Below are 12,374 nucleotides of genomic sequence, written 5' to 3'. Positions count from 1 at the left end.
AATCCTCATTTCACCAAGTCTCCGGATTTCAGGTTGCGGATCCGGCTAATTTTACATCAGAATTTAAAACCAGAAATTATGAAATTGAGACATTTTTTATTGATCGGAATCTTTACCGCAGGAAGTTTTATCAATGCCCAGGAAGTAAAGAAAAATGCAATTGAAGTAACCGGAGTTGCTGAAATGGAAGTAGAACCGGATGAAATCATCTTTAATATAGGAATCAAAGCAGACAACAAAAATGAGCTGGCCGATAATGAGAAAAAATTATTTGAAACTTTAAAAAATAACGGGGTAAAGAATGAAGATATCAAATTTAAATCAATGTACCAGAATCTTTATGTAAAAACAACCAGGTTTACCAAAAGTTTTCAGTTTAAAATCAATACCAAAACCAATGTCAGCAAGTTATTTGAAGATCTGAACCAAAAATGGGTAAGCAATATCAATATTGCTGAAATCAAGAATACCAAAATTGCAGAGTTTAAAAAGACCGTTAAAATACAGGCCTTAAAAGCAGCAAAAGAAAAAGCTGATTATTTACTGGAAAGCATGGGTAAAAAAGCAGGAAATCCTCTGGAAGTTATAGAAATAGAAGATTATACAAGTGATACAGTGATCCCGGTGGCTTATGCCAGAAAATTGAGTAATGTACAGATGGAAGCTGATGCCGCACCCGATTTTTCTTTTGACAATATTGAAAATATCAAATTGAAATACAGCATCAAAACAAGATATGAGATTTTATAAGAATCAACAGCGGAAACTCGGAGAAAATCAATCTTTCTTGTGAAGCAAAATATCATATCCGAAAGAAATGCAGATTCAATATTACAACCGATAACCTTATTAAAAATATAAATAATGACAACTTTTAAAATTTTAACATTAGCCGCAGGTGTAGCTTTTTTAAATTCCAAAAGCCTGACAGATTTCCGATGCACCAATCAAAATAATTCAGCGGTAGAAACATCGATAGAAAACGATTCTTCAGCTCCGGTAAACCAACCGAAAGCTAAAGAAAATAAAATCCAGGTAGCCCTTCTGCTCGATACTTCCAACAGTATGGACGGATTGATTGACCAGGCAAAATCCAGACTCTGGAATATTGTAAATACCCTGACCACTTTAAAGTATAACGGACAGGCTCCACAAATAGAAATTGCCCTTTACGAATATGGTAACGACGGCCTGAACGATGAAAACTATATCAGACAGGTAACACCACTCACTCAGGACCTCGATTTGGTTTCAGAAAAACTTTTCGCCTTACGAACCAATGGCGGAAGCGAATATTGCGGTGCCGTAATCCGGGATGCTTCGATGAATCTGAACTGGGATGCCAATGAAAAGAGTATGAAACTTATTTATATCGCAGGGAATGAACCTTTCAACCAGGGAAGAATCGATTATAAAGATGTTATTACAAAAGCCCGAAATAAAAATATCTACACCAATACTATTTTCTGTGGTGACAGAGATGAAGGTATCCAAACCTCATGGCAAAACGGAGCAACTCTCGGAAGCGGAAAATACTTCAATATCAACAGTGACAGAAAGGTGATTTATATTGAAACTCCTTATGATGTGAAGATCTCGGATTATAACACCAGATTAAATGACACTTACATTTATTATGGAAGTAAAGGTTCCGACTATAAAAACAAACAGGTCATGCAGGATAAAAATGCAGAAATACAGTCTGTCTCCAATGCTGTTGAAAGAACGGTAGCCAAATCCAGGAAAAATGCTTACAAAAATGAACATTGGGATCTGATAGACAGAGCCGAAAAGGATGCAGACTTTATCACATCAGTTAAAGAGGATGAACTTCCTGCAGAACTGAAAGGCAAAACTAAAGAACAGATAAAAAAAACCATAGCCATAAAATCTGCAGAACGTGAGAAAATTCAGAAAGATATTGAAGAGCTTTCTAAAAAACGCCAGGATTATATTGATGAAGAAATGAAAAAAAGGGGAAGTTCGGATTCCGATGACCTTGGAAAAGCAATTGAAAAATCAATTTTAGAATTGGCTAGAAAGAACGGGTACAGTTATTAAGATGTATGGTGGCTTCGAGTGCCTCAGCCACCATATCAGGGCAATCCTTTAAAGACATATTATCATTTAGAATCTTTTTTTCTAAAACTGGTGGCTGAGGCACTCGAAGCCACCAATAATCTACCTCTCGAATTTAAAATATCTTGATAACGGATGTTTTTTATTTTTCATAAACTGGGAAGCCATTTCCATTCCTGTCACGGAAAAAGTAATTCCGTTTCCTCCAAATCCCAGTACGAAATAAGAATTTTTAAACTTCTCATGTTCCCCGATATAAGGCAGACCGTCTTTCGTTTCTCCAAATGTTCCGGCCCATACAAAATCTGTATAGAAATGATAATCGGGTTTTATTTTTTTCAGGGTTTTTAAAATCTCTTTTTCTTTTTTATTAAGGAGTGCATCCCGTTTTTCAGCGTTTGAAAAATCTTCGTCACCCCCGCCTATCAGAAGTCTGCCGTCATCTGTGGTTCTCATATACATATAGGGGTCATCGGTATTCCAGACCAATGTATTGGTAATATTTTTAAACTTGATAACATCAATTTCAGAAACGATAGCATAAGTACTTTTTAGGTCAACAAAATTTTCTTTGATCAATGCCTTACTTTCATAGCCGATACAATAGATTATTTTTTTTGCTTTAATAGCAGGACCGTTTGTTGTTTTCACCAGGTTATAGCCTTTATGATATTCCACAGATCCCATTTCTGTCTTGTCAAAAATTTTCAATCCATTTTTATGGTCAAATTCCAGTAACTCATGGACAAATTTAAAAGCATCAATACTTGCGCCCTGTTCTGATACAATACCTCCAAAGGTATTTTCAAAACCAAATGTCTTAAGGATCTGATCCGGTTTCAGCCATTTCACTCCAAATCCTGCTTTTTTCCTGGCTTCAAATTCTTTTTTCAACCATAAAACGTCTTTCTTTTTTGAAGCAAAGTACAATGATTTTTTTCTTTTAAATCCAATTTTAGAATTTATTTTTTTTGTTAAATTTTCAAGAATGTCGATAGATTCAGAACATGTTTTATAGCTTTTAACTGCACCTTTTTCACCAATTTTTCCGATAAGTTCATACAACGGAACATCTATTTCGTACTGAAGCATTGATGTTGTTGCACATGTACTTCCATTGCCTATCTCCCTTTTATCAATAAGAATCGCAGCATAACCATCCTGTATCATTTGATGGGCTATTAAGCTGCCTGTAATTCCACCACCTATAATCAGAACATCACATTCCTGATCAGATTTTAAAGAGGGATATGAGGACATCAATCCATTCTTTAAAAGCCAAAACGGTTCATTAGATTTCAGATTCATATGAATATTTTAACTAAAATACTAATAACTTCCGTTATACTATCAACGAAGAATACTATTTTAACAAAATTCATTTAAATCAAAACAATCCATAATATTATTAATTATTTCACATTAAAATAGAAATATTTATAATATTTTAACAACTTTAAACACACTTACGGTGTAATTATTGTAGTGTGAATTAAACAACCACATTAAAATATTATATTATGATAACAATTATTCCGGAAGCGCCTGAAAATGTTGCAGCGTTCAATGCCACAGGAGAAGTAACGAAAGAAGATTTTGAAAACCTTGTTATTCCTTACGTAGAAAAGAAAGTTGATGAATTTGAGGAGCTTAATTATTTATTATATCTCGATACTGATCTGAGTAATTTCACGGCAGGGGCCTGGCTACAGGACCTACTTTTAGGCTTGAAAAATTTAACGAAGTGGAACAGAACTGCCATTGTAACAGATAAAGAAGGGGTGCAAAATTTTACCGATATCTTCAGTGTTTTAATGCCTGGCGAATTCAAATCTTTTCCGAAAGAAAACCTTTACAATGCCCTTTACTGGTGTAAAAACGGTAATGAAGTAGAAGTTTAAAACACGTATTAAAAACACCCCTGAATTTCCTTCAGAAACATGAAAAGATGGCAGGGAAACTCTGAAAACATTTTAAAAATTAGTCATCAAAAAAGAGAAGCAAATGCTTCTCTTTTTGTTTATTTATCACATGGAACACATTCCACATCAGCTTCTTCTTCAGTTTTTGATGACCGGTACAGGTACATATACCTGACGCTGATCAAAAGCCCTATCAGAGTCATTCCCACTCCTACCAGAGAAGGATAATTGAATGGAAGCCCTTTTTCTAAAGGAATTCCTCCAAAAAACGCTCCCATTGCATTGGCAATATTGAAAGCGGCCTGCATAAATGCTGCTGCCATCATCTCACTTCTGGGAGCAGCTTTCATCATCATAATATTAATTGGTGCTGCCACAGACATTGATAAAGCTCCGCAGATAAACGTCAATGTTAAAGCTACATTCTGATATTCCGAAAGAAAAAATACTCCGGTCAGGGAAGCCATCATCAGGAAAAGTAAAAGGCAACATGTTTTTTCAGGGCCTAACCTGTCCGACAGAAACCCGCCTGCCAGATTTCCTACCACCATTCCACTTCCTGCAAGGATCATTACATAGGCCATCTGACTGCTTTTAATTCCGGCAATAATTGTCATTAAAGGGGTAATATAACTGAACCAGGTGAAAAGCCCTCCAAATCCAATTGCCGTAATCATTAATACCAGCCAGGCCTGTTTCTTTTTAAGGAACTTTAACTCTTCAAGGAAATGAGTCTCTCCATTGGTTTTTAGTTCCGGAAGCCAGAGTTTTAAAAATATTAAAGCTACCAAACCAATCCCTCCTACAATGGCAAAATACCAACGCCAGTGAAAAGCATGTCCGATATAAGTAACCAAAGGTACCATAGCAAGATTAGCTACCGTAAGCCCGGTAAACATTAATGATATATACAGTGCTTCCCTGCCCTTGCCGGCAAGCCTCGAAGCGACCACTGTTCCTACTCCGAAAAATGCACCATGCGGTAAGCCCGACATAAATCTGATGATTAACATCATAGTATAATCAGGAGCTACAGCCGATAATGCATTGAACAATGTGAAGAGCATCATGAGCACGATCAATACTTTCTTAGCCGGGAATTTTACAGAATACCCTATCAGTATAGGTGCTCCGATTACTACTCCCAGTGCATAAGCTGAAATCAGATGCCCCGCTTCCGGAATCGTAATCTGTAACGTTTTTGCAATATCAGGCAACAATCCCATAATGGTAAACTCCGTCGTTCCTATTCCTAAACCACCGATGGCAAGCGGTATAATTCTTTTATCTATTCCCATTGTTTTTATTTGAATAAATTTTCAGAAAACCAGCAGTGATTATTGATTCTCTGTTTTGAAAGTGCAAAATTCGATAGAAATATTCACTTTTACTTCTCCCCAAATGATAAAAATTTGCTCCATATTAACCTTTTTATGTAATTTTAAACCTATAAACAATCAAAACAGAACCAAATGAAAATCCAAAAAGAAATTATTGAATTTGAAAAAGGGAAATCTTTTAAGCTATTTGCCCCTTCTTTAAAAAACTGTTTCTTTTGGCATTATCATCCTGAAATAGAGCTGGTCTATGTAGAAGCGGTAAACGGAATCCGCCATGTGGGGAAGGATATATCGGGGTTTACAGAAAGTGATCTCCTTTTAATCGGGTCCAATGTTCCTCATCTCAATTTTGATTACAGGATTCAGACTGAATGTAAACAACTGGTTCTGCAGATGCGGGAAAATTTCCTTCAGAATCTTATTCTTCCGGTTCCGGAATTTGAAAATATCAGGCTTCTTCTTGAACGTTCTTATCTGGGATTATCTTTTTCAGGAGAAACAAAAAAGGAGGTCGTAGAAAAGCTTCACATCATGAAAGACATGAATCCTTTCGATTCTCTGATGATATTAATTGATATTTTACAAACCCTGGCTGGCTCTGCCGAAGTTAAAGAGCTCAACAATGATGATACCCGGATAAAATGGTTTCTGAATGACAAAATCAGGATGGGAACGATTTATGATTACATCCATGAAAATTATGATAAAAAGCCTGATGTCAACAAAATTTCGGCAATAGTCAGTTTAAGCACACCTGCTTTTTGCCGCTATTTTAAAAAGCAAACGAATATGACCTTTACTGATTTCGTCAATAATTACAGGATCAACCAGGCTAAGCTTTTTTTGCTGAAAGAATCTTCAATTACGGAAGTTTGCTTCCAGGTAGGTTTTGAAAGCCTTTCTTATTTCAATAAACTATTTAAACAACATGTTGGAGAAACGCCTTCTGAGTTCAGAAAGAAACATTTGAATAAAATTCAGATCAATGGCTGATGAACAGGTTGACGCAAAGATTCCAGGTTATTTCATACTTTGGCTTTTAACAATTCATATAAATCCAATATAATTTGATTGAAAAAGCCGTCTGTAATCAGGTTTATACATGCATTATCATTCCATATGAAACTAAATAACTTTTAAATTGTATGAGTCCAGATTCCTACGGAAAGACAAACATAATGGAATAATTCCCACCATCAATTTTATCTTCGATAAAAATCCTTGCGCCTTAAAAACAGCTTGAAAAGAAAAACAGCGTCTTAGCGTTTAGTAAAAATAAATTTTATTGCCCGAGCCAGTGACTAATTAATATAAATAAAAATCGCTTCAGTTTTGAAGCGATTGTATTTTTAATGAATATGTTTTTCTGCATGGTACGAGCTTCTTACCAAAGGTGAACTTTCCACATGTCTGAATCCCAAGCTTCTTGCAAAATCCCCAAATTCTTCAAATTCTTCAGGTGTAATGAATTTTTTAACAGGCAGATGTTTTTTAGTCGGCTGTAAATACTGTCCTAAAGTAATCACATCTACATCAGCATTTCTGATATCTTCAATCGTCTGGAAAACTTCGTCTCTTGTTTCCCCCAAACCAAGCATTACGCCGGTTTTTGTTCTTCTTTGTCCTGCTTCTTTTAAATACCTTAATACTTCAAGGCTTCTTTCATATTTAGCCTGAATTCTTACTTCTCTTGTAAGGCGTTTTACGGTTTCCATATTGTGGGAAATCACTTCCGGGGCTACATCTACTAGCCTGTCAAGGTGTTTTGTAAGGCCCTGGAAATCCGGAATCAGAGTTTCCATGGTCGTTCCCGGAGAAATTCTTCTTACGGCATTTACAGTTTCACCCCAAAGGATAGATCCCATATCTTTTAAATCATCACGGTCTACAGAAGTAAGAACGGCATGTTTGATTTTCATTAATTTGATAGAACGGGCCACTTTTTCAGGCTCATCCCAGTTTACATCCAATGGTTTTCCGGTTTTAACGCCACAAAAACCACAGCTTCTTGTACAGATGTTTCCTAAAATCATGAAAGTTGCTGTGCCTTCTCCCCAACATTCCCCCATATTAGGGCAGCTTCCGCTCTGGCAAATCGTATTTAATTTATATTTATCAACCAAAGTTCTCAATTCACGGTAGTTCTTCCCTGTCGGAAGTTTTACACGAATCCATTTTGGTTTTTGAACGGTAGTGTCTTGAACTAAATTTTCCATTTCTAAAATTGAAGTTCAAAGTTAAGGAATTTTTAATGGAAACCATCTAACAGAAAAATTGATGGAACTGATAATTAAAATATAATTGTAAATTGACCTCACTTAATTTCACCAATGAAGAAGCTATTTTTTATTTTACCCATTGCTTTTACTACGCTTTGTTTTGCCCAAAAAGAATTCCAGCCTGCAGGTTCGGAAATTATTGAAACTGTAGATGGTGACTTAGACGGCGATAAAATCCCGGAACAAGTAATCATTTATAATACACAGGAGGAAGGAGAGCTGGGGAATATCCGGGAAATTCAGATTCTAAAAAAAGTAAACGGAAAATGGACTGTTTTGGAAAAATCCAGAAATGCCATTCTCGAAAGCAAAGGAGGTGGAATGATGGGAGATCCGTACCAAAGTTCTGCTATTGAAAAAGGCATTTTAAGTATTACCCAAGCCGGCGGTAGCAGCTGGAAATGGGGATATACCGATAAATACAGATTCCAGAACGGACATTTTGAATTGATTGGTTATTCTTCAAGCTCCGGAAAGCCCGGTGAATATTGGAAAGATATAGACTTCAATTTATCTACTGGCCAAATCATCTACGAAAAAGAAGTTGAAAATACCACTGATACCCTTAATGGAAAAACGGAAAAGGAAACTTCCATCAAAAAAGGGTTGAAAATAAATTTACAAAGCAGAAATCTTAAGGAACCACGAAAATTTATCCTTCCGAAAACTAAAGCAGAAATCTATTTATAACCAGAGCTGTAAATTAAAATCAATTATTCGGGCCTTTAAGATTTAAAAACCAAAAAATTTTAATTATCTTCAAACTCATTGTTTTTTAATAATTCGGCTAAGACTTTTTTAGCACGCATCACCCTCACTTTAGTATTCGCAATAGAAATTCCCAACTCATCTGCAATTTCTTTAATGCTTTTCTCTTCAAAGAACCTGAGCTTTATAATATCCTGATAATTGGCATCCAGAGATTCAATGGTCTTAATAATTTTCTTTTGTTCTTCATCAGAAATCATTAATTCTTCAGGAGATTTGGCGTATTGATTTTTTACTTCTTCGAGATTTTCAGTAGGATCCTGGTTTTCACGGCTTTTTTTCCTCCAGAAATCGATGACTGTATTTTGTGCGATGGTAAGGATCCAGGTTTTAAACTGGAAATGAGGATCATACATATCCAGTTTTGACAAAATTTTTGAAAAAACATTCACCGTAATTTCATCTGCATCGTTTTCATCTCTTACTTTTTTCATCACAAAAGAAAAAACATCCACCCAAAATACATTAATGAGCTTAGTCTGGGCCTTCTGGTCTTTTTCTTTTGCTTTATGGATCAGCAAAAATAATTGTTCATCGTTCATTACTAACAAATATAATTTATTTTATGCAAAAAAGCTAAAAGACAGGTTAGCAAAATTGTTAATTTGTTGAATTGTAAAGCTGCGAGTTTGCAAAAAGACAGGAACAATTGAGCAATTTTACAAATCAACGATTTTACCTCTTCACTCATCTTCTTAACATTGAATTTCTTATCTTTGCACGATTAAATTTTAAAGAAAATATAATGAATTCCTTTATTGAAGAACTAAAATGGCGTGGTCTTTTTGCCGATATGATGCCCGGAACCGATGAACAACTGAATAAAGAGGTAACTACTGCATATATTGGTTTTGATCCAACTGCTGATTCTTTGCATATCGGAAGTCTTATTCAGATAAAAATTTTAGCGCATTTTCAACAGCATGGCCATAAGCCTATTGCTTTGGTGGGAGGTGCTACAGGGATGATCGGAGACCCGTCCGGAAAATCTGCAGAGAGAAACCTTTTGGATGAAGCAACGCTTTTACATTATGTAGATTGTTTAAAAAATCAACTTTCAAAATTTTTAGACTTTGACGGAGAAGGAGCTAATAAAGCAGAATTAGTGAATAACTATGACTGGATGAAAAACATCTCTTTCCTTGATTTCGCTAAGAATGTCGGAAAAAACATCACAGTAAACTACATGATGGCAAAAGATTCTGTGAAGAAAAGATTTTCGGGAGAAAGCGGTGCAGACGGAATGAGTTTCACTGAATTTACCTATCAGCTTATCCAGGGTTATGATTTCCTTCATTTATATCAGAACAATAATGTAAAACTGCAAATGGGAGGTTCTGATCAATGGGGAAATATCACTACCGGAACTGAACTGATCCGCAGAAAAGCCCAGGGTGAAGCATTTGCATTGACAGTTCCTTTGATCACTAAAGCAGATGGTACCAAATTCGGAAAATCCGAAAGTGGCGAAAACTATTGGTTAGATAAAAAGAAGACCTCTCCTTATAAATTTTATCAGTTCTGGTTCAATTCCAGCGATGAAGATGCAGAGAGATTCATCAAATTTTATACATTTTTAAGTAAAGAAGAAATTGAAGGTTTAATTGCAGAACATACAACAAATGAGCATGAAAGAAAGCTTCAAAGGAGGTTAGCTGAAGAGGTTACAGTTTGGGTTCATGGAAGAGAAGAATATGAAAAAGCCCTGAAAGCCTCGGAAATTCTTTTCGGAAAATCTACCGCCGAAGATTTAGTTAATTTAGATGAACAAACATTTTTAGATATTTTTGACGGAGTTCCTCAAAAAGAAGTGGTAAAATCTGATATTCTGGGAGTAAATATCATTGACTTACTTTCTGAAAAATCGGGTTTCCTGAAATCTAAAAGTGAGGCTCAGAGAGAAATTAAGGGAAATGCAATTTCTGTAAACAAACAAAAAGTAAATGATACTTTTACAGCAAATGAAAGCGACCTTATTGACGGTCAGTTTTTACTGCTTCAGAAGGGAAAGAAAAGCTACTTTATTCTAAAAGTAATCTAATCAACCGGGCGGGCTCAAAGAGCCCGCCCGATTTCGCTACCACATTTATATGAAATCTAAAGATAAATTTCTTTTATTCCTCATCCAAATCCAATTTTAACACTTATTTTTCTATAAAAATCTATTTCCAGGTATTCGGTATAGATTCATTTCTTCATATTTTAATTAAAATTTATAGGTAATTCCTCCTTTACCTCCAGAAGCCACCGTTCCACCTCCGAATTCTACATTCACTCCAAAATGATCCGTAAAATAGTATCTGGCTCCGGCCTGACCTGCAAAACCAACTCCTGAAGATTCACCTCCGAAATAATCATAATCAGAACCGTTATACTTATAAGAGAATGAGTTGTAAGCTAATGTTACTCCTGCATATATATCCCATTTATTAGGAATTTTAAAAAGGCTGTTAAAGTGATAATTTCCGTTAATTCCGATCCCGAACCAGCTTCCTTTAATATCCCCGGTATATTTTTCAGTACTATAGCTTCCTTCAATTCCTATGGTAATGTCATTATGTATACCGTAATCAACACCAGCATACACAGGCATTCCCCATCCGTTTGAAAATCCAACTCCTGCATTGATCTGGGCTTCTCCTTTCTGCACTCTTTGTGCTTTCATTACTCCAAAAAACGAAATCAGGCCCAGTAAAAAAATCTTTTTTTTCATTATTAAATTGTTTATTATTTAGTTTATTAAAAATTATAAATTAAGCTCATTGTGCATGTTGGAATAAGAATAACAGCTGATAATTATAAATTTTATGAAAAAAAACATTATTATTGATAGGGTGATTCAGTTGTAATAGAGATTCTGTTTAAACTAAAGTGTCATTTCCATAATCCGCATGCACGATGAGTATTAATTGCTTTTTCCGATCTGTATGGTACTAGAAGAAGTATTCTTATCTGTTTCTATCTTAACGATATAAGTTCCTTCGGGATAATTCTGCAGACTGATCATATGTTTACCTCCTATCTGAATGATCTGATGCTGTAGTTCTGTAAAAATCTGTTTCCCGGTCATATCATATATTCTGATAGATTTCATTTTAACATTTGAAGGGATATTGATCCACAGTTTTCCGTCTTTAACAGGATTGGGATATACCATTATCTTTTTTCCTGCCTGTATATCTTCCGCAGCCAGATTAGCATTGGTAGTGTATTGAAAGTTTGAAGACTGAGGTGGTAATGCAGGTGATATAAAGTTCACTATTGCAAAGGTCGCAATTGTCTCCCTGTTGTTTTTATACCATACATACGTGATAGTTTCCGTTATTGTAGTTACACCTGCACCGGATGATGTTATAGTACTTACTTTTTTCACTCTCAACACATTGGTAAAAGTACCTGCAGGAGTTACAAGGGTACCATACCCATCTGCTGTAATCACATCATTAGTAGTGGTGGTAATGCTATTATATGTTACTGAGGAAGTATCTGTAAAAGACTGTCCGTAAGTAATTGGAAATGTAAGTTCAATCGGAGTATCCGTATAAGCATAAGTAAAATTCATCGTCTCATTACGGGCACCTAAGTGTTCAAACTGAGTATCTGTAAGCCGGAACAGATTTTTATCAGGGAATTGAGTTCCGGTACTCGGATCAATTACCGCTATATACCGGTTTGCTGTGGGAAAAGCTGAACATTCCGGAATACCGGGGCATACCCCCCAGAACAATGTAGCCCCGTTCCCTGTTCCCTGGATATTGGAAAAGTCCCAGGTTATATTCGCTCCTCCACTACCGGGAGAATAGGCTCCCGGTGCAAAAGAAACATCTGTATATGGAAAAGTTCCGGTAATTATATCTGCACTGGTAATAGTAGGTTGTGCTTTTATCTGTACGTTAAAAAGTGTACATAAAATAATAATGAGTAGATATTTTGTTTTCATACTTTAAATTTTTTGTATTATCATTTTTTAAGGTTTCATATTTGTT

The 12,374-nt window shown here is 35.6% G+C and carries 12 protein-coding genes; 6 read left to right on the top strand and 6 right to left on the bottom strand.

From position 1 onward, the window contains the following. The first annotated feature begins 78 nt into the window (after positions 1 to 78). Both PMI13_RS05760 and PMI13_RS05755 read left to right on the top strand, forming a co-directional pair. Positions 79 to 750, top strand: a complete 672-nt coding sequence (locus PMI13_RS05760) for an SIMPL domain-containing protein (RefSeq protein WP_007841575.1) — start codon at positions 79 to 81, stop codon at positions 748 to 750. A 114-nt stretch (positions 751 to 864) separates the two neighbouring features. After that, positions 865 to 2,061, top strand: coding sequence for a VWA domain-containing protein (locus tag PMI13_RS05755; RefSeq protein WP_007841573.1), 1,197 nt, complete (start codon positions 865 to 867; stop codon positions 2,059 to 2,061). Positions 2,062 to 2,181: 120 nt separating this feature from the next. Here PMI13_RS05755 and PMI13_RS05750 read toward each other — a convergent pair whose 3' ends face one another. Continuing rightward, positions 2,182 to 3,387: an NAD(P)/FAD-dependent oxidoreductase gene (locus tag PMI13_RS05750; RefSeq protein WP_007841572.1), complete on the bottom strand. Its 1,206-nt coding sequence runs from the start codon at positions 3,385 to 3,387 to the stop codon at positions 2,182 to 2,184. A 212-nt stretch (positions 3,388 to 3,599) separates the two neighbouring features. Here PMI13_RS05750 and PMI13_RS05745 point away from each other — a divergent pair, with 212 nt between their 5' ends. Beyond that, positions 3,600 to 3,980, top strand: a complete 381-nt coding sequence (locus tag PMI13_RS05745; protein ID WP_007841571.1) for a SpoIIAA family protein — start codon at positions 3,600 to 3,602, stop codon at positions 3,978 to 3,980. Between the two features lie 119 nt (positions 3,981 to 4,099). Here the strand turns inward: PMI13_RS05745 and PMI13_RS05740 are convergent, their stop codons facing one another. Continuing rightward, positions 4,100 to 5,299, bottom strand: coding sequence for an MFS transporter (locus tag PMI13_RS05740; protein WP_007841570.1), 1,200 nt, complete (start codon positions 5,297 to 5,299; stop codon positions 4,100 to 4,102). 174 nt (positions 5,300 to 5,473) lie between these two features. Between PMI13_RS05740 and PMI13_RS05735 the strand changes: the two genes are divergently transcribed. Further along, complete coding sequence (locus PMI13_RS05735; RefSeq protein ID WP_007841569.1) at positions 5,474 to 6,334, top strand: AraC family transcriptional regulator; 861 nt, start codon at positions 5,474 to 5,476, stop codon at positions 6,332 to 6,334. 356 nt (positions 6,335 to 6,690) lie between these two features. Here the strand turns inward: PMI13_RS05735 and lipA are convergent, their stop codons facing one another. Next, positions 6,691 to 7,557: a lipoyl synthase gene (gene lipA / locus PMI13_RS05730; protein ID WP_007841568.1), complete on the bottom strand. Its 867-nt coding sequence runs from the start codon at positions 7,555 to 7,557 to the stop codon at positions 6,691 to 6,693. A 114-nt stretch (positions 7,558 to 7,671) separates the two neighbouring features. Between lipA and PMI13_RS05725 the strand changes: the two genes are divergently transcribed. Continuing rightward, complete coding sequence (locus tag PMI13_RS05725) at positions 7,672 to 8,310, top strand: hypothetical protein (protein WP_007841567.1); 639 nt, start codon at positions 7,672 to 7,674, stop codon at positions 8,308 to 8,310. A 59-nt stretch (positions 8,311 to 8,369) separates the two neighbouring features. Here PMI13_RS05725 and PMI13_RS05720 read toward each other — a convergent pair whose 3' ends face one another. After that, on the bottom strand, positions 8,370 to 8,930 hold the full coding sequence (locus PMI13_RS05720; protein ID WP_007841561.1) for an RNA polymerase sigma factor: 561 nt from the start codon (positions 8,928 to 8,930) through the stop codon (positions 8,370 to 8,372). Positions 8,931 to 9,133: 203 nt separating this feature from the next. On the opposite strand from PMI13_RS05720, the gene tyrS reads away from it, so the two are divergent. Next, positions 9,134 to 10,429, top strand: a complete 1,296-nt coding sequence (gene tyrS / locus PMI13_RS05715; RefSeq protein WP_007841559.1) for a tyrosine--tRNA ligase — start codon at positions 9,134 to 9,136, stop codon at positions 10,427 to 10,429. 165 nt (positions 10,430 to 10,594) lie between these two features. Here the strand turns inward: tyrS and PMI13_RS05710 are convergent, their stop codons facing one another. Both PMI13_RS05710 and PMI13_RS05705 read right to left on the bottom strand, forming a co-directional pair. Further along, positions 10,595 to 11,101 (bottom strand): outer membrane protein, encoded by a 507-nt coding sequence (locus PMI13_RS05710; RefSeq protein WP_007841558.1) that lies wholly within the window; start codon positions 11,099 to 11,101, stop codon positions 10,595 to 10,597. A gap of 192 nt (positions 11,102 to 11,293) precedes the next feature. Further along, positions 11,294 to 12,328: a T9SS type A sorting domain-containing protein gene (locus PMI13_RS05705; RefSeq protein ID WP_007841557.1), complete on the bottom strand. Its 1,035-nt coding sequence runs from the start codon at positions 12,326 to 12,328 to the stop codon at positions 11,294 to 11,296. Positions 12,329 to 12,374 lie beyond the last annotated feature (46 nt).

Source organism: Chryseobacterium populi, from assembly GCF_000282115.1.
GTDB lineage: Bacteria > Bacteroidota > Bacteroidia > Flavobacteriales > Weeksellaceae > Chryseobacterium > Chryseobacterium populi.
The sequence above is the reverse complement of the archived record's forward strand: the minus strand, read 5'-3'. Positions and strand labels throughout refer to the sequence as shown.

What these genes read in the sequence shown, in the direction of transcription:
- PMI13_RS05755 (WP_007841573.1), top strand. Translation starts at nt 865, where the DNA reads ATGACAACTTTTAAAATTTTAACATTAGCCGCAGGTGTAGCTTTTTTA.
- PMI13_RS05725 (WP_007841567.1), top strand. Translation starts at nt 7,672, where the DNA reads ATGAAGAAGCTATTTTTTATTTTACCCATTGCTTTTACTACGCTTTGT.
- PMI13_RS05735 (WP_007841569.1), top strand. Translation starts at nt 5,474, where the DNA reads ATGAAAATCCAAAAAGAAATTATTGAATTTGAAAAAGGGAAATCTTTT.
- PMI13_RS05705 (WP_007841557.1), bottom strand. Translation starts at nt 12,328, where the DNA reads ATGAAAACAAAATATCTACTCATTATTATTTTATGTACACTTTTTAAC.
- PMI13_RS05745 (WP_007841571.1), top strand. Translation starts at nt 3,600, where the DNA reads ATGATAACAATTATTCCGGAAGCGCCTGAAAATGTTGCAGCGTTCAAT.
- tyrS (WP_007841559.1), top strand. Translation starts at nt 9,134, where the DNA reads ATGAATTCCTTTATTGAAGAACTAAAATGGCGTGGTCTTTTTGCCGAT.
- PMI13_RS05710 (WP_007841558.1), bottom strand. Translation starts at nt 11,101, where the DNA reads ATGAAAAAAAAGATTTTTTTACTGGGCCTGATTTCGTTTTTTGGAGTA.
- PMI13_RS05720 (WP_007841561.1), bottom strand. Translation starts at nt 8,930, where the DNA reads ATGAACGATGAACAATTATTTTTGCTGATCCATAAAGCAAAAGAAAAA.
- PMI13_RS05750 (WP_007841572.1), bottom strand. Translation starts at nt 3,387, where the DNA reads ATGAATCTGAAATCTAATGAACCGTTTTGGCTTTTAAAGAATGGATTG.
- lipA (WP_007841568.1), bottom strand. Translation starts at nt 7,557, where the DNA reads ATGGAAAATTTAGTTCAAGACACTACCGTTCAAAAACCAAAATGGATT.
- PMI13_RS05760 (WP_007841575.1), top strand. Translation starts at nt 79, where the DNA reads ATGAAATTGAGACATTTTTTATTGATCGGAATCTTTACCGCAGGAAGT.
- PMI13_RS05740 (WP_007841570.1), bottom strand. Translation starts at nt 5,299, where the DNA reads ATGGGAATAGATAAAAGAATTATACCGCTTGCCATCGGTGGTTTAGGA.